This is a genomic window from Limnohabitans sp. T6-20 (assembly GCF_003063505.1).
Taxonomy (GTDB): Bacteria; Pseudomonadota; Gammaproteobacteria; order Burkholderiales; family Burkholderiaceae_C; genus Limnohabitans_A.
Genome location: NZ_NERW01000003.1, coordinates 350,605 through 365,871, shown reverse-complemented (window position 1 = coordinate 365,871; position 15,267 = coordinate 350,605). Strand labels below are relative to the sequence as shown.

The window sequence follows — 15,267 nt, the reverse complement described above, 5'->3', positions numbered from 1 at the left end:
TGATCGAACCTGACATGGCCAGCATTTCCCCACGCCGCCGCCGCGACGACTTCGAGGCCGAGCGCGTTTACGAATACCCCCAGCACCTGCGGGGCGCCATCGAAGACGCGCCCACCGGGGCGGGTGTTTACATTTTTCATGGCGAGGAAGGCGACTTGCCGCTGTACATCGGCAAAAGCATCAACATCCGTGCGCGATTGCTGTCGCACCTGCGCACGCCCGACGAGGCGCGCATGCTGCGCCAAACCCAGCGCATCAGCCACATCCGCACGGCGGGCGAGATCGGCGCGCTGCTGTTGGAGGCGCAAATGATCAAGGCCCAGCACCCCTTGTTCAACCAAAAACTGCGCCGCAATCAACAGCTGTGCAGCCTGCAACTGACGGGCGAAGTGCCGCAAGTGGTCTATGCCCGTGACATCGACTTTGCCAGCCAGCCCGAGCTGTATGGCCTGTACGCCAGCCGCCACGCCGCACTCGGTGCGCTGCGCGCCATCGCTGACCAAAACAAGCTGTGCTACGGCCCACTGGGCCTCGAAAAATTGTCCACCGGCAAAGCCTGCTTCAGGGCCGCCATTCGCCAATGTGCGGGTGTGTGCCGGGGCGACGAAACCCCCGAAGTGCACCGCGAACGCCTGTTCAGCAGCCTGCTGGCGCTGCGCGTGGAGTGCTGGCCGTACCCGGGCGCGGTGGGTTTGGTCGAGCGCGATGGTGAACTCACGCAAATCCACGTTGTGAAGCACTGGTGCTATCTGGGCAGCGCCCCCACACCCGAAGCGGCCCGCCAACTGAGCCAAACGGCCAGCCAAGTGGCCGCCAACTTTGATGCCGATGGCTACAAGATTTTGTGCCGCCCGGTGCTCACAGGAACTGTGGAGATTGTGTTGTTGTGAGCCCGCATGACACGTCAGACCATTCGGTTGAAGCTCCCACCCAACGCAACCCCAGCATCATGAAAATTCACCTGCAAACGCCCGAAGAAATTGGCCCGCAAATTTGGAAAGAGCTAGGCCGAGCCAGTCTGGACCGGCACCACGAATGGCGCACGCCGGTGCTGGCCTCTGCCGATGCAGACGGTTTGCCCGATGCTCGCACCGTGGTGCTGCGGCAGGTGGATGCCGTAGCCGGGCAACTGACTTTTTACACGGACAGCCGCAGCCCCAAAGTGGCCCAACTGCAGGCTCAAGCCTCAGCGGTGCTGGTGTTTTGGAGTGCGCGTTTGAGCTGGCAATTGCGGGTGCGGGTGACTTGCTCGGTCATCACCTCTGGCCCCGAGGTCGAGGCGCTTTGGCAAGGGGTCAAACAGTCGGCGGCTGCGGGTGATTATTTGTCACCACTGCCGCCGGGTGCGGTGTTGCCACAAAGCAGTGGCATGGCTGATGCACCCAAGGCCAATGCCCCCGCGCCTACACACAGCTTTACCTTGCTGCGTGCGCAGGTGCTTCAGATGGACTGGCTGGCGCTGTCGCGCGACGGGCATCGCAGGGCGCAGCTGAGCGCCAACACTTGGGAGTGGCTCACGCCCTGAGCGCGGTGTCTCGCATGCGCTGCAGTTGTGCGCTGTCCACCGCCAAACGCACACCCAAAGAACCGCTGCCCGCACGCACCGGGAATTTGCGCAGAGCCATCTCGAGCGCCTCGATGGCTGGGCAAGCCGCGCAGGCTTGCACGATGCGCGTCATCAGCCGCTCTTGGGTTTCATACAGCCCATCGGCCGCCAGCCGTTCGATCTCGATCACCAGCGGGTCGTAATCGAACACATGCGCCATGCCGTCTTGGGCAATCAGCACCAGAGCGGGATCGATCCACAGGGTCAAGTCGAGCGCGTGGTAATCGGGCACGGTGTCGCTGGGCGCATAGGTGCCAATGCGGGTCGCCAAGTGAAAGTCTTTCAGCTCGATCCGGCTGGTCGTGGGCTGTGTGGGCATGGATAAAGGCATGGTGGTGGGCAGGTTTCAGCGCCGGTTTTGGAGCCGTTGGCTCTTGCGGCTTTTTTCAAAAAATGCGTCGGGTTTGGTTTGCACCCAACAGATGAAGCGGGCCATCTCTTCGGGCTGCTTCAAGGCTTCGACCGTGGCATAGGTGCGGGCCAATTCGGTCTCGGTGAACAGCGCATGGATCTGGCGGTGGCAAATGCGGTGCAGCAGCACGGTGTCCGCGCCCCCATGTGACTTGGGCACCAGATGGTGCGCGTCTTGTTGGCTGTGCGGAATGGCGCGCTCGCACAGAGGGCACAGCACGTCGCCAGTGCGCGGTGCGGGCAAGGCTCCAAGCTGGGCTTGAATGAGTTTTTTGCGAATGCGCCCTGTCACGGCTGCAAGACTGTGTTGACCATCTCCCAAGGCTACAACAGGCGGCCAGCGGGGCATGCCGCACCGGGCGATTGATCCCAGTCGCTTTCAGTGCATCAGGTCAATCAATATCTCGTTGCGGCGGTTCCACGGCAAGGTGAAGGGATCGTCGTAGCGGGCGATTTGGGCTGTGGGACTGAGCTTGAGGTTTTTGGTTTTGGCCCAAGCCCGCAGGCGCTCGGTCTGCTCTTGAATGCTGGTCTGCGTGGTGAAGCCGCTGAAACGCACCGCCACCGTGTCGTGCTCGGGCACGGGGCGCAGCTCGATTTGCGGGTTGAGCGGCTGGGGCAGGGTCTGCACGCTTTCGGCAGACGGCATCACAAAATGCACGCGCCAACCTTCGGTTTCGGGCACCACGGTGACGGGTGCGGTCATCGAAATCTTGCGCTGCGCGCCCAGCCCGGCTTGCAGGTTGTCGCCAAAGATGTAAGACGCGATGCGCCGAAAGCCGCTGCGGCTGGCGGCATCGAAGTCGCCCTGGATTTGCGTTTGGGCCACCGTGAAGGCGGCGTAGCGTCGCACCTCAAAAGGTGGGTCTGAGACCAGCACGGTGTAACGCGGTTCTTCAACGGCCATGGCGGCTCCACAAAAAAGGAACAAGACGGGTAATAAAAAAGGCGACAAGAAGGGGAAAGGCCAGAGCATCGTGGGACAAGTCGGTGTTGGGATCGGTGCATTGAATCAAATTCATCGTAGTTGCGTCAGTCCTCTACCGCACGCAAGCTGCCTGCAGCTGCTCAAACGGCTAAGGTAGGATTTTTTGGGGTGGGTTATCTGTATACTGTTCATTTGTACAGTACTTTATGCGCCAAGCCATGTTTGCCCTCATCGACGGCAACAACTTCTACTGCAGCTGCGAACGCGTGTTCCAACCCAAGCTGCAAAACCGCCCGCTCGTCGTCCTGAGCAACAACGACGGTTGCGCCATTGCGCGCAGCGACGAAGCCAAAGCGCTCGGCATCAAGATGGGCGCACCGTGGTTCAAGATCCGGCACTTTGAAGAAGAAGTCGGACTCGTCGCCCTCTCGGCCAACTTTGCCCTTTACGGCGACATGAGCGACCGCATGATGACGCTGGCCGCAGGCCTGGGCCACATGCAGGAGGTCTATTCCATTGATGAAAGTTTCATCGACCTGAGCGGCATCCCCGGTGACTTGGTGTTGCGTGCGCGCAAGATTCGCAGGCGCATTCACCAATGGATCGGCATCCCGACCTGCATCGGCATCGGCCCCACCAAGACCCTGGCCAAGTTGGCCAACGCCATCGCCAAGAGCGCCGAACGCAAGCTCGGCAGCTACCCCGCCCACCATGCGCAAATCTGTCACCTGGGCGCGTGCAACGCGCAAGAACTGGCAGCCCTGTTGCAAGCCACCGACGTGGGCGACGTTTGGGGCGTGGGCCGCAAGATCGGCGCACAACTGCGAGCGCAAGGCGTGCACACCGCGCTCGACCTGCAACGCATGAACCCGGCCGCATCGAAAGCGGGCTGGTCGGTGGTGTTGGAAAAAACAGTGCGCGAACTCAATGGCGTGCCCTGCATTGAGTTTGAAGACGAACCCCCGGCCAAACAACAAATTGCCTGCACCCGGAGCTTCGGCCAGCCCATCACCGAACTGCAAGACCTGCAAGAAGCCATCACCGAATTCGCATGCCGCGCCGCCGAAAAACTGCGCCGCCAAAACAGCCACACGGCTTTCATCTCGGCCTTCATCCGCACCAGCCCCTTCCGAGAAAAAGACCCCCAATACAGCCGCAGCGCGAGCATCCCCCTGCCCAGCCCCACCAGCGACAGCGCCCACATCACCCAAGCGGCCTGCGCCATTCTGAAACACATCTACCGCCCCGGTTTCAAGTACGCCAAAGCGGGCGTGATGCTGATGGACCTGCAACCCGCAACACACCAACAATTGACGCTGGACTTTGACGAGACCATGCCCGAAAACCGCGTGCGCCTGATGGACGCGATGGACCAGGTGAATCAACGCTACGGACGCGGAACGCTCAAGCTCGCCAGCGCTGGAGCACCCAAGGCCATCAAGTTGTGGGCGATGAAACAAGAGAGGCTGTCGTCGCTGTTTACGACGGATTGGGCAGGGTTGGCGGTGGTGGGCTCGGGAAAAGATGGAGAGCAACCACGGCTTTAGCAAGGGCATTGCGGATCGCCTGAGCCCCACTGCTAGACTCAGCCACTTCAAAAAATTCAACGCAGACATGCCCCACGATTCGCCCATCGACATCGTTTACTTGTGGGTTGACGGGAACGATTCGAACTGGCGCGCCAAACGCCAAGCGGCCCTGCAGCAACTCCCCAGCGATTCCAGTGCCGCCATGGCCCGCTACAGCAATGTGGAAGGGCGCTTTCGGGACAACCACGAGCTGCGTTACAGCCTGCGTGCGCTGGAGAAGTTTTTCCCCGATCACGGGCATGTCTACATCGTCACCGACGCGCAGGCGCCCGACTGGTTGCGCCCCTCGGACCGCCTGACGCTGGTGGACCACCGCGACCTGATGCCCGAGGCGTCTTTGCCCACCTTTGACTCGGGGCACATCGAGTCCTGGATTCACCACATTCCGGGTCTGTCCGAGCGCTACTTTTACTTCAACGACGACGTGTTCTTCGGTGCCCCGGTGCAGCTCGATGACTGGTTTCACCCTGACGGTTTTCATGTGACCTGGTCTGACGACCCGATGGTCACTGACGAGGCCATGCGCATGGACGCCACCTCGCTCGAAAACGCCTGCCGCCTGTCGATCCAGTGGCTCACCGAGAAAGCCCGCTCGGGCACGCCTGCGCTGCGCGAGCAAGACCCTCTGTACCAGAGCACCTTCCGCACTTTTGCGCATTCACCTCGTCCCATGCTCAAGTCGATCTTGCTGGAACTGGAAGAGACGGCGCCAGAATTGTTCGCAGCCGTCAGGTCGACCGTGTTTCGCAGTTGGGACAAACCCACCATCGTGTCGGATTTTGTGCTGCGCTGGGCCTTGGCGCATGGGGTGGCAAGCATCCGGCCTTATCGCCACCGGTATGTATCCACTGGCGAGGGTGATCAGCAAGCGCAGTTGCAGGCTTTGGTGGCCGAGTTCGGTTCGTTGGAGTTTTTTTGTATCAACGACACCACCGACGATGCGCACACCAACGACCCGCGCTTGCAAAATGTGCTGAGTGTGTTGCAGTCGATCTTGCCCACGCCTTCGGGGTTTGAAAACGCCTCATCACCCGTGCAAACGCTTTCCAGCGCCCCATTGGCCTCGTCTGCTTTTCAAGCACATTCCACCCCGGCAGATGCGCAGCATCCCCCGAATGCGTCGGGGCTACAGCAAAGGGCTTGATGGTTCTGGGTGTCCTGCTGTCTTGTTTTTCAGCGCAATGACTCGCGTGTGAGGGCAGAGGGGGGCAGTGGGAACACCTCCTTGTCGGCCTCCGCCAATGCCTGGTCCATGGCCGCAGCCGATGCCTGATGGCTGAACACCCGGTCTTTGTTGAGTTGTCTGGATTGGTGCTTGGCCGCACGACCCCGAACCCGCACGCGCCACACCCTGAACGAGCGTGCTTTCAGGTTTTCCCGCATCAAGGCGATCACTTCGGTTTCGCTCAATGTAAATTGCAAGGCAATGGCTTCAAACGGGGTGTCGTCTTGCCAAGCCATGGCGATGATGTTGGAGATGTCGGCTTCAGACAGCATGTTGTGTTCTTTGTCTTGTGAGTTCATGGCAGCAAGGCCGTGGTTTCTTGCCGCAGCATGCGCACCATCTCTTGTGCGGCAGGTGACAAGCTTCGGTTGCGCCGGGTGACCACGCCCAAGGGGCGCTGGATGTCAGGGCCTGTCAGACGCCGTGTTGCCACACCACTTTGTTGCACAAAAGCCGCCGCCAATTCGGGAAGGGCCGCCACACCCAGCCCGGCTTTGACCATGGCGTGGATGGTGGCGATGTGCTCGACCTCATAGCGGGGCTTGAAAGCCAAGCGATGCTCCATGAAGGCGGCGTTGGCGTATTGCCGAACGCTGGTGGGCAGTGGCATCGAAATGTGGGTCAACTCGGTCACCTGCAGCCAGTTCAGGGGGCTTTGGCTTTTGGCCAGGCGATGGCCCAGGGGCATCAGCAACACAAAGCCATCGGCCGACAAGGGGGTGTAGTCCAGGTCGGCGTAGTCGGGGTTGGCTGCTGTCAGTGCAAAGTCCACCGTGCCCGCTCTGACCAAATCAAAAGCCGGGCCCGACAAAGTGTCGTGCAGCTGGAGTTCGATGTCCGGATATTGCTGGGCAAAGCGGGCCATGACCTGTGGCACCACCGTGGCCGCCAGCGAGGGAAGGGCGGCCAGGCTGACTTTGCCCGACTGAATTTGCGTGATGTGTTGCACGCGTTGCAAGGCTTCTTGCGTTTGTACGCTGAGCAAACGGGCCTGCTCGACAAACACCTGGCCTGCAGCCGTCAGGTGCACGCTGCGGGTGGTGCGGTCAAACAGGCGCGTGGTCAAGGCTTCTTCGAGCCGCGCAATCACGCCCGACACGGCCGATTGCGACAAATGCACCTGCGCGGCGGTGCGTCTGAAGCTGCCGGTTTCGGCCAGCACCAGAAAGATGTCCAGATCGCGGGGCGTCCAGTTGGGTTGTGCATTGATCAGCATAGCTGATCAGTTTATAGAAAAATACGGCTGGACGAAGCAATGAGGTCTTTCTAGACTGGCGTTTTCTTTTTGATCACGACCTTTTCATGTTTTCTTCAAAACCTCATCAAGCACGCACCGTGGTTGTGGGCGGCGGCACCATGGGCATGGATGTGGCCATCGTGCTGGCCCGTGGTGGCAGCCAAGTCACCGTCATCGAACCCGATCCGGTTAAGCGCCAAGCCCTGGCTGCGCATGTGCGCCACAACCTGGAGCCCTTGGGCATGGCACACCGCACCGAACGCGTGCAAGCTGTGGCGGATTTGGCTGACGTGAGCTGGCCCGGCGTGAGTCTGCTGATCGAGTGCATTCCCGAAAAATTGCCGCTCAAGCAAGCGCTGTTTGCTCGCTTGGCCCAGCTGGCCGCACCCGAGACCCTGCTGTGCAGCAACAGCTCCAGCTTCCCGATCAGCGCCATCGCAGAGGGCTTGCCTACCGCCGAGCGCATGCTAGGCCTGCACTTTTTCATGCCCGCGCATTTGGTACCTCTGGTGGAGGTGGTGCTCGGCCCTCAGTCGAATGTGCAAGAAGCCGAGCAGCTGTGCGACTTCATGCGCGGCTGTGGCAGCGTGCCGGTGCTGGTGCGCAAGGACAAGCCCGGCTTTTTGGCCAACCGCATGCAGCACGCCTTGGCGCGTGAGGCCTTCGCCCTGATCGACGAAGGCGTGGCCTCGCCCGAAGACGTGGACGCGGCGGTGCGCTTTGGCTTTGGTTTTCGCTTTCTGGCGGCGGGCCCGGTCATGCAGCGCGACCATGCGGGCCTGGAAGTGCACACCGCTGCGGCGGCCAGCATGTACCCCAGCCTGGCCGTGAACGCCGAGCCCGCCCGTGTGCTGCAAGAGCGCGTGGCCCGTGGCGACTTGGGCATGAAGACGGGCCAGGGCTTTTTCACCTGGACGCCTGAAACGCAAAAAGCCGAGCGCGAGCGCTACGACTGTTTGTTGCGTCAGGGCTTGGACCTGTTGGCAGGCGAGTTGCCACCGCTGAACGCACAAGATTGATTTCCCCCGCAAGTTCTTGATAAGGCACAAACATGGCTGTTTTTTCGCATCCCCTGTTGATCACCGTCGCGCCCAATGGCGCTTACAAGCAGCGGCCTGACCACCCGGCCCTGCCCATCACCACGGCCGAGTTGGGTCAAGCCGCCAAGCTGTGCCTCGATGCGGGCGCGGGCATGATGCACATGCACATCCGCGATGCGCAAGGGGGCCACAGCCTGGACGTGCAGGGCTACCGCGATGCACAGCAAGCGGTCAAGGCGGCCGTGGGCGATGAACTCATCATCCAAGTCACCAGCGAAGCGGCGCGTGTGTACAAGGCACCTGAGCAAATCGCCATGGTCACCGCACTCAAGCCCGAAGCTGTGTCGGTGGGCCTGCGCGAAGTGGATCAGCCCGAGATCAGGGAAGCCGGTCTGGCGCAGTTCTTTGGCTGGTTGGCCCAAGAGCGCGTGATGACACAGGTCATCGTGTACGACGTGGCCGATCTGCAACGCTGGCAAGCCCTGCGTGCACAGGGTGTGATCCCTGATGCGCCTTGGTCCCTGTTGTTTGTGCTGGGCCGTTATTCGGTGGGCCAAACCTCCGAGCCCAAAGACCTGTTGCCCTTTGTCATGGCCCACACAGGCAAGGAGCCGTGGTCCATGTGCGCCTTTGGCGCAGGTGAGCATGCTTGCGCCACCACCGCTGCTGCATTGGGCGGCCATGTGCGTGTAGGCTTTGAAAACAACCTCTTGCTCAACAACGGGCAAGTCGCCCCCGACAACGCTGCCCTGGTGCGCCAAGTGGCCGATTCGGCTCGCGTGCTGGGCCGCAGCCTCTGCACCGCAGCCCAGGCGCGTGAAGCTTTTTTCGCCGCTTGAGCAATCTCATTTCTACAGGAGACCCACCATGAAACGCAGCACATTTTTAGCCGCACTGTCCACCGCCTTGCTGGCCGCCACCGCGTTACCCGCTCTGGCACAGGACAATTACCCCAGCAAAACCATCCGCTTCGTGGTGCCTTATCCACCGGGCGGCCCAACCGACTTGATGGCACGCATGCTGCAAAGCGAACTGAGCACACGCTTGGCCGTGAATGTGATCGTGGACAACAAAGGCGGCGCAGGCGGTAACCTGGGCAGTGCCGATGTGGCCAAGCAAGCCCCGGCCGATGGTTACACCTTGCTGCTGGCGGCCAGCGGCCCCATGGCGGTCAACCCCACGCTTTACCGCAGCATGCCTTTTGTGCCCATGACCGATCTGGCGCCCGTGATTCAGATCTCGTCATTCCCCTTGGTGCTCGAAGTCCACCCCAGCGTGCCGGTGAACAACGTCAAGGAGCTGGTTGCCATGGCCCAGAAGTCGGACAGCAAACTCGCTTTTGCATCGGCTGGCAATGGCACGCCACAGCACTTGGCGGGTGAAATTTTCAACACCCAAATGGGCACCAAGATTGCGCACATTCCTTACCGTGGTGCAGGCCCTGCGCTCAACGACTTGATCGGTGGTCAGGTGCAGGTCATGTTCGACATTCTGGGCAGCTCTTTGCCGCACATTCAGGGCGGTAAGTTGAAGGCCCTTGCTGTGACTTCGGCCAAACGGCATCCCTCGTTGCCCAATGTCCCGACCATGATGGAAGCGGGCATTGCCGGTTACGAGTTGACCGGCTGGCATGGCATTGCCGTGCGTGCAGGCACACCCGCACCCATTGTGCAAAAACTCAACACGACCCTGAATGCCATCTTCAACGAACCCGAGTTCAAGAAAAAGTGGGAAGCCATTGGCACACCGGTGGTGGGCGGCACGTCTCAGCAGTTTGGCGAGTTGATCCGCAAAGAAACAACACGCTTGGGTCAGGTGGTCAAAAACGCGGGTGTCACCGTGGATTGATGACGCCCGCAAGGCGGCGGTTCAGCTGAGCGAGTTCGCCAGCTGAACGGCAGACCCAAACGCCAAGGTAAAGCCCAAAGCGCCTTGCCCGGCGTTGATGAAGAGGTTGCTCGGTCCTGTGGCTTGGCGGCCGATGATGGGCAAGCCCGTCGGTGTGGCTGGGCGCATACCAGCCCAGGGCTGGATGTCTGCATAGCGCGAACAATCCGGGAACAGCGCTTGTGTGGCTTGTTGCAAAGTCTGAATTTGGCGGGCTTGAACGAGTGCATCCTGCCCAACCAGCTCCACCATGCCCGCTGCGCGCAGCCGTTGCCCCAGCCGTGCAAAGACAATTTTGCGGGCGCTGTCGGTGATGCTGACCTGCGGTGCCAAGCCCTGCCCATCGGTGGCGACCGTGATGCTGTAACCCTTGAGCGGGTACACCGGCAAGCGCACACCCGCAGAGGCCGCCAGCGCTGCAACCGTATGACCTGTGCACAGCACGAACGCATCGGCGGTGATTTCTTCGCCATCGCCCAGGCCCACAGCCGTCACTTGGTTGCCTGAGGTCACCCAGCGTTTGAAGTCTTGACCCAAGCGCAGATCGATGCCACGGGCCGTCAGAATTCGCGCCAAAGCTTCGCAGACTTTTTTGCAATCGGCGGCGCATTCGCTTTCGGTGTAGATGGCGCCTGAAAAAGGTTCGCGGTGATGCACCAAAGCGGGCTCGATGGCACACGCCTCAGCTGCTGTGACTGCCGATTGCGCGGCACCTCCCAATTGCTTTTGCAGCACCATTTGCTGCCGTGCGGCTGCAAAGGACGCGTCTGATCTGAATAAAACAAGTTTGCCCGATGCCGAAAAGTCACAGGCGATGTTTTCGCGTGCGCGCAGCGCATCAAACACCTCCCGACTTTGCGCAGCCAAGGTGAGCAACTGTGATGTGGTTTGTTGTGACTGTTGCGCATTGCAAGCGCGCAAGAACTGCAGCACCCACGTCCATTGGTGCATATCCCATTGGGGCCTGATCTTGAGGGCAGAAGAGGGCGATAGCAGCAGTTTGGGCAATTGGGCCCAAATGCCAGGATCGGCCAAAGGTTGTACGTAGTCGTAACTCAATTGCGCTCCGTTGCCGCCACTGGCGCCTGCTGCCGGTACCGCACGGTCAACCACGGTGACTCGATGACCCCGTTGTGTCAGCTCATAGGCGGTGCTCAGGCCGGTGATGCCTGCACCCAATACGCACACATGCATGGGTTTCCTTTATGCCGATAAATGCCCGCAGTGAAGGAGGGAGACCTCAAGGGTTAGGGGCATCGATATGAGAGTCTACCCTGATGCCCACCTGTTTTTTGATCATATCGGGCACAAGTTGTGCTACACCTGAGTTCTCAGTTTCTTTAACTCTCGAAAGAGGAATCACATGAAGCGTCGCAATCTGTTTTGGGTCTTGGGTTTGGCTGCTGCGATGAGCGCACCTGTTCAAGCACAGCAATTTTTCCGCATCGGCACTGGTGGTACCGCAGGCACTTATTACCCCGTGGGCGGCATGATCGCCAACGCGGTCAGCCAGCCCGGCAAGATCGTGGCTACAGCCCAAGCCACCAACGGCTCTGTGGCCAACGTCAACGGCGTGGCCGGTGGTGCCATGGAGTCGGGTTTTTCTCAGTCGGATGTGGCCACTTGGGCTTACACCGGCACGGGCGTGTATGAAGGCAAACCCAAGGTCACCGACCTGCGCATGATTGCCAATTTGTACCCCGAGAGCATCCACCTGGTGGTCAAAAAAGGTTCGGGCATCAAGTCCGTGGCTGACCTCAAGGGCAAGCGCGTGGCCTTGGACGAGCCAGGTTCTGGCACGCTGGTCAATGCGCGCACGGTGCTGGCGGCCTATGGCGTGAAAGAAAGCGACATCAAACCCGAGTACATCAAACCCAACCAAGCTGGTGACAAGCTCAAGGATGGTGCGTTGGATGCCTTCTTCTTTGTGGGTGGTGCACCTGCTGGAGCCATTGCCGAGCTGGCATCGAGCGGCGCAGGCATCGAGCTGGTGCCATTGGCAGGCCCACAAGCCGAAGCCTTGCGCAAAAGCAACCCATACCTGGCGGTCGACACCATTCCTGCTGGCACTTACAAGGACGTGCCTGCTGTGCAGACCATGGCCATGGGCGCGCAGTGGGTGACCAGTGCCAAGGCCGACACCGAGACCGTGTACCAGATCACCAAGGCGCTTTACAGCAAAGCCGCCCAGGATGCGCTGGCTGCGGGCCACGCCAAAGGCAAATTCATCACCAAGGAAAACGCCGTCAAGGGCGTGGGCATTCCTTTCCACCCCGGTGCCGAAAAGTTCTACAAAGAAGCTGGCGTGCTGAAGTGACAAGGGCTGCACGGAGCGCATCTGTGCCCCGTGTTGTTTGAGCAGGGTGCGGTGCACCCCGAATTTGAAACAGGGCGCGTGTGCGCCCTGTGCTGTTAAGGAAAGTTATGACGGAAGCCCGTGAGCGCGACATGCGCGATTTGCAGGAACTGGAAGAAAAGTTCGACCCCGAGATGCGTTTTCGGCCCACGCTGCCCCCGGCGTCGGTGATCGTGAAATGGTTGCTCATCATTCTGTCGGGTTTTCATTACTACACGGCGGGTTTTGGCCTGTTGCGCGAAACCACCCACCGGGGTGTGCACCTGGCCTTTGTGCTGGGGCTGATTTTTTTGGTGTTTGCGGCCTTCAAATCTGACGCGGACACCACCGTTTCCAAAAGTCGCTTGAGCATTGGCGGCGTGCCACTGGTGGACTGGCTGCTGGGCCTGGCCTGTGCCGCCAGCGTCATGTACATCCCGTATGTTTTTGACGATTTGGCTTTTCGGGTCGGCAACCCGGACACCATGGACGTGGTCATGGGCTCCGTTCTGTTCATCACTCTGCTCGAAGCCACCCGCCGCTCCATGGGCTGGCCTTTGCCGCTGATTGCCCTGGGCTTCACAGCCTATGCGCTGGCAGGGCCTTACTTTCCGGGCTTGCTCAAGCATGCGGGCGCGAGCTGGAGCCAGATGATCAACCACCAGTACCTGACCAGCCAAGGCATTTATGGTGTGGCGGTGGGCGTGGTGGCCACCTATGTGTTTCACTTTGTGCTGTTTGGCGTGCTGGCCACGCGCATTGGTCTGGGTCAGTTGTTCCTGGACATCGCCTCGACTTTGGCGGGGCGTTATGCCGGTGGTCCTGCCAAGGTCAGTGTGTTTGGCTCGGCCATGTTCGGCATGCTCAGTGGCTCGTCGGTGGCCAATGCCGTCACGGTGGGCTCGCTCACCATCCCGGCCATGATCCGGGTGGGCTATCGCCGCGAGTTTGCGGGCGCGGTTGAGGCCGCTTCATCCACCGGTGGGCAGATCACGCCGCCGGTGTTGGGCGCTGCCGCTTTCTTGATGGTCGAGTTTTTGAATGTGTCCTACCAGACCATTGTGGCGGCCGCCATTGTTCCGGCCTTCATGCACTTCTTTGGCGTGTTCATGCAGGTGCACTTCGAGGCCAAGCGCTACGGATTGCGGGGGCTGACAGAGGAGGAAATGCCCAAGTTGCGTGAATCGTTTCAGCAGCGCTGGCCCACGTTGATTCCCCTGTTCTTGTTGATCACCATTTTGGTGTCGGGCCGCACACCTTATTTGGCCGCATTCACTGGCATCACTTCTTGCATGATTGTGGGTCTGTGCACTTCGGTGCGCGGCAACCGGGGTGTCAATTGGGTGCTCTTGCTTGCACTGCATGTGCTGTTGGCGCTGATCGCTTTTGTGGATTGGGGTGGTGATGGCGAGACCATCAAGCTGGGTCTTTTGGCCTTGGGTGTGGTTCTGATCTGGGTCGGGCAAAAGTGGATGGGCGTGATCGGCCGCATCGACAACGCCGTGCTGCTCGAAGCGTTTGAGACAGGTGCCAAATATGCGCTGGCCGTGGGCGCTGCGGCAGCCACCGTGGGCATTGTGATTGGTGTGGTCACACTCACCGGCGTGGGCTTCAAGATCAGCTTCATCATCACCGGCTGGGCGCAAATCATCGCTGCATTCATGATGGATTGGTTGCCTGCCTTCATGGCCGATGCCAAATCGTTGACGCTGTTGGCGGCGTTGTTCATGACTGGCATCGTCTGCATTTTGATGGGCTGTGGCATCCCGACCACGGCCAACTACATCATCATGGTGACCGTGGCTGCGCCGACTTTGGTGCAGCTGGGCGTGGAGCCTTTGGTGGCGCACTTCTTTGTGTTTTATTACGGCGTGCTGGCCGACATCACGCCACCGGTGGCACTGGCGGCTTATGCGGCGGCGGGCATGGCGGGCAGCGATCCGTTCAAGACCGGCAACATGGCCTTCCGGCTCGGACTGGCCAAGGCCCTGGTGCCGTTTGTGTTCGTGTTTTCGCCATCGCTGCTGCTGGTGGCCAAAGGCTTCAATTGGGGTGATTTTGCGGTCACTTTCACCGGCTGCGTGCTGGGCATTGTGGCGCTGGCTGCAGCGCTCAGTGGTTACCTCATGGCCGAGATGAAGCGCTGGGAGCGCACGCTCTGTGCCCTGGGGGCACTGTGCCTGATTGCCCCCGGGCTGAAGATCAGTTTGTTGGGCGTGGTGTTGATGCTGCCTGTTTTGGTGAACCAGTGGGCGGTTCGTAAAGCGTCAGGGGCTGCGGTAGCGGCATGACAGTCAAAAGCGGGGTGCTTTGCGCACCCTGCGCTGCCCGGTTGGTGTGAACCACTACACTGGCGACCGCAGACTTCAAGTCCATTGTGCGTTCCCCGTTTGGTCGGGGTGCACTTCAATTTTATTGCCCATGAAATTCAAAATGTCTGAAAGGTCGCTGTTTGCGGCTTTGTTGCGCGCCCCTTGGTGGGTGAGTTTTTTGGTGATGTTGGCCGTGGCCTTGGTGGCAGGGGCTTTGCTGCCCGATGCCTACAAAACAGCAGGCATGCTGGGCGCTTTTCCGTTTTTGGTGATCGGTATCATGGCGGCATGGCGGCAAAGAAACGCCATCTCGGCAGACCGCATCAGCGAATTGACCGAACAAGCCCGTAGCATGGGTTGGCGAGATTTCTCCATCCTGGTCGAAGAGGCCTTGCGCCAACAAGGCTTCGAGGTGAGTCGCCTTGCCAGCGGCCCGTTTGACTTTCAAATCGAAAAAAATGGGCGCGTCACACTGGTCAGTGCCAAACGCTGGAAAGCCGCCTCCGTGGGCGTTGAGACCGTACGTGAACTGCTGGATGCCCGGGAAAGCCAGCAAGCCTTTTCTTGTACCTGCATCAGCTTGGGCCAATTCAGCCAGGCCGCTTTGGACCTGGCCCACCAAAGCCCCATCCAGCTCTTGGGGCCTGCCAACATCGCACAGCTCATGCATGACGGGGCTAAGTCCATTCAAGGCTGA

At 60.3% G+C, this 15,267-nt stretch carries 16 protein-coding genes; 10 read left to right on the top strand and 6 right to left on the bottom strand.

Going from position 1 to position 15,267, the window contains the following annotated elements; translation table 11 throughout:
* Window positions 1–14: 14 nt before the first annotated feature.
* Complete coding sequence (cho, locus tag B9Z33_RS12445) at window positions 15–890, top strand: excinuclease Cho (protein WP_108287348.1); 876 nt, start codon at window positions 15–17, stop codon at window positions 888–890.
* A gap of 59 nt (window positions 891–949) precedes the next feature.
* A complete protein-coding gene (locus tag B9Z33_RS12440) occupies window positions 950–1,525 on the top strand; it encodes a pyridoxamine 5'-phosphate oxidase family protein (RefSeq protein WP_108287866.1) in 576 nt (191 codons plus the stop codon).
* On the opposite strand, the gene B9Z33_RS12435 is transcribed toward B9Z33_RS12440, so the two are convergent.
* The 3 genes from B9Z33_RS12435 to B9Z33_RS12425 are packed head-to-tail and all read right to left on the bottom strand — an operon-like array spanning window position 1,515 to window position 2,924.
* A complete protein-coding gene (locus B9Z33_RS12435) occupies window positions 1,515–1,937 on the bottom strand; it encodes a dihydroneopterin aldolase (protein WP_233252823.1) in 423 nt (140 codons plus the stop codon). The genes B9Z33_RS12440 and B9Z33_RS12435 overlap by 11 nt on opposite strands.
* Before the next feature lie 15 nt (window positions 1,938–1,952).
* Window positions 1,953–2,366 carry an HNH endonuclease gene (locus B9Z33_RS12430; protein ID WP_233252822.1) on the bottom strand — a complete coding sequence of 138 codons (414 nt, stop codon included), beginning with the start codon at window positions 2,364–2,366 and terminating at the stop codon, window positions 1,953–1,955.
* A 30-nt stretch (window positions 2,367–2,396) separates the two neighbouring features.
* A complete protein-coding gene (locus B9Z33_RS12425) occupies window positions 2,397–2,924 on the bottom strand; it encodes a heme-binding protein (protein WP_158270213.1) in 528 nt (175 codons plus the stop codon).
* A gap of 239 nt (window positions 2,925–3,163) precedes the next feature.
* On the opposite strand from B9Z33_RS12425, the gene B9Z33_RS12420 reads away from it, so the two are divergent.
* On the top strand, window positions 3,164–4,492 hold the full coding sequence (locus tag B9Z33_RS12420) for a Y-family DNA polymerase (protein ID WP_108287864.1): 1,329 nt from the start codon (window positions 3,164–3,166) through the stop codon (window positions 4,490–4,492).
* Between the two features lie 67 nt (window positions 4,493–4,559).
* Entirely contained in the window at window positions 4,560–5,678 is a 1,119-nt protein-coding gene (locus B9Z33_RS12415; RefSeq protein ID WP_233252821.1) for a stealth family protein, read from the top strand.
* Window positions 5,679–5,707: 29 nt separating this feature from the next.
* Here B9Z33_RS12415 and B9Z33_RS12410 read toward each other — a convergent pair whose 3' ends face one another.
* Both B9Z33_RS12410 and B9Z33_RS12405 read right to left on the bottom strand, forming a co-directional pair.
* On the bottom strand, window positions 5,708–6,058 hold the full coding sequence (locus B9Z33_RS12410) for a TIGR03643 family protein (protein ID WP_108287345.1): 351 nt from the start codon (window positions 6,056–6,058) through the stop codon (window positions 5,708–5,710).
* Window positions 6,055–6,975, bottom strand: coding sequence for a LysR family transcriptional regulator (locus B9Z33_RS12405; RefSeq protein ID WP_108287344.1), 921 nt, complete (start codon window positions 6,973–6,975; stop codon window positions 6,055–6,057). The genes B9Z33_RS12410 and B9Z33_RS12405 overlap by 4 nt, the downstream gene beginning before the upstream one ends.
* An 86-nt stretch (window positions 6,976–7,061) precedes the next feature.
* Between B9Z33_RS12405 and B9Z33_RS12400 the strand changes: the two genes are divergently transcribed.
* The 3 genes from B9Z33_RS12400 to B9Z33_RS12390 are packed head-to-tail and all read left to right on the top strand — an operon-like array spanning window position 7,062 to window position 9,884.
* A complete protein-coding gene (locus B9Z33_RS12400; RefSeq protein WP_108287343.1) occupies window positions 7,062–8,015 on the top strand; it encodes a 3-hydroxyacyl-CoA dehydrogenase family protein in 954 nt (317 codons plus the stop codon).
* A 32-nt stretch (window positions 8,016–8,047) separates the two neighbouring features.
* Entirely contained in the window at window positions 8,048–8,875 is an 828-nt protein-coding gene (locus B9Z33_RS12395) for a 3-keto-5-aminohexanoate cleavage protein (RefSeq protein WP_108287342.1), read from the top strand.
* Between the two features lie 28 nt (window positions 8,876–8,903).
* Window positions 8,904–9,884: a tripartite tricarboxylate transporter substrate binding protein gene (locus B9Z33_RS12390; protein ID WP_108287341.1), complete on the top strand. Its 981-nt coding sequence runs from the start codon at window positions 8,904–8,906 to the stop codon at window positions 9,882–9,884.
* A 21-nt stretch (window positions 9,885–9,905) separates the two neighbouring features.
* Here the strand turns inward: B9Z33_RS12390 and B9Z33_RS12385 are convergent, their stop codons facing one another.
* Window positions 9,906–11,117, bottom strand: coding sequence for a D-amino acid dehydrogenase (locus B9Z33_RS12385; RefSeq protein ID WP_108287340.1), 1,212 nt, complete (start codon window positions 11,115–11,117; stop codon window positions 9,906–9,908).
* Window positions 11,118–11,286: 169 nt separating this feature from the next.
* On the opposite strand from B9Z33_RS12385, the gene B9Z33_RS12380 reads away from it, so the two are divergent.
* The 3 genes from B9Z33_RS12380 to B9Z33_RS12370 all read left to right on the top strand — a co-directional run bounded on the left by B9Z33_RS12380 (window position 11,287) and on the right by B9Z33_RS12370 (window position 15,267).
* Window positions 11,287–12,240, top strand: a complete 954-nt coding sequence (locus tag B9Z33_RS12380) for a TAXI family TRAP transporter solute-binding subunit (protein ID WP_108287339.1) — start codon at window positions 11,287–11,289, stop codon at window positions 12,238–12,240.
* 107 nt (window positions 12,241–12,347) lie between these two features.
* On the top strand, window positions 12,348–14,549 hold the full coding sequence (locus B9Z33_RS12375) for a TRAP transporter permease (RefSeq protein WP_233252820.1): 2,202 nt from the start codon (window positions 12,348–12,350) through the stop codon (window positions 14,547–14,549).
* Between the two features lie 142 nt (window positions 14,550–14,691).
* Window positions 14,692–15,267, top strand: coding sequence for a restriction endonuclease (locus tag B9Z33_RS12370; protein WP_233252819.1), 576 nt, complete (start codon window positions 14,692–14,694; stop codon window positions 15,265–15,267).

Excerpts from the sequence above, each read along its gene's own strand:
- cho (WP_108287348.1), top strand. The coding sequence starts at position 15 with ATGGCCAGCATTTCCCCACGCCGCCGCCGCGACGACTTCGAGGCCGAG.
- B9Z33_RS12440 (WP_108287866.1), top strand. The coding sequence starts at position 950 with ATGAAAATTCACCTGCAAACGCCCGAAGAAATTGGCCCGCAAATTTGG.
- B9Z33_RS12435 (WP_233252823.1), bottom strand. The coding sequence starts at position 1,937 with ATGCCTTTATCCATGCCCACACAGCCCACGACCAGCCGGATCGAGCTG.
- B9Z33_RS12430 (WP_233252822.1), bottom strand. The coding sequence starts at position 2,366 with ATGCCCCGCTGGCCGCCTGTTGTAGCCTTGGGAGATGGTCAACACAGT.
- B9Z33_RS12425 (WP_158270213.1), bottom strand. The coding sequence starts at position 2,924 with ATGGCCGTTGAAGAACCGCGTTACACCGTGCTGGTCTCAGACCCACCT.
- B9Z33_RS12420 (WP_108287864.1), top strand. The coding sequence starts at position 3,164 with ATGTTTGCCCTCATCGACGGCAACAACTTCTACTGCAGCTGCGAACGC.
- B9Z33_RS12415 (WP_233252821.1), top strand. The coding sequence starts at position 4,560 with ATGCCCCACGATTCGCCCATCGACATCGTTTACTTGTGGGTTGACGGG.
- B9Z33_RS12410 (WP_108287345.1), bottom strand. The coding sequence starts at position 6,058 with ATGAACTCACAAGACAAAGAACACAACATGCTGTCTGAAGCCGACATC.
- B9Z33_RS12405 (WP_108287344.1), bottom strand. The coding sequence starts at position 6,975 with ATGCTGATCAATGCACAACCCAACTGGACGCCCCGCGATCTGGACATC.
- B9Z33_RS12400 (WP_108287343.1), top strand. The coding sequence starts at position 7,062 with ATGTTTTCTTCAAAACCTCATCAAGCACGCACCGTGGTTGTGGGCGGC.
- B9Z33_RS12395 (WP_108287342.1), top strand. The coding sequence starts at position 8,048 with ATGGCTGTTTTTTCGCATCCCCTGTTGATCACCGTCGCGCCCAATGGC.
- B9Z33_RS12390 (WP_108287341.1), top strand. The coding sequence starts at position 8,904 with ATGAAACGCAGCACATTTTTAGCCGCACTGTCCACCGCCTTGCTGGCC.
- B9Z33_RS12385 (WP_108287340.1), bottom strand. The coding sequence starts at position 11,117 with ATGCATGTGTGCGTATTGGGTGCAGGCATCACCGGCCTGAGCACCGCC.
- B9Z33_RS12380 (WP_108287339.1), top strand. The coding sequence starts at position 11,287 with ATGAAGCGTCGCAATCTGTTTTGGGTCTTGGGTTTGGCTGCTGCGATG.
- B9Z33_RS12375 (WP_233252820.1), top strand. The coding sequence starts at position 12,348 with ATGACGGAAGCCCGTGAGCGCGACATGCGCGATTTGCAGGAACTGGAA.
- B9Z33_RS12370 (WP_233252819.1), top strand. The coding sequence starts at position 14,692 with ATGTCTGAAAGGTCGCTGTTTGCGGCTTTGTTGCGCGCCCCTTGGTGG.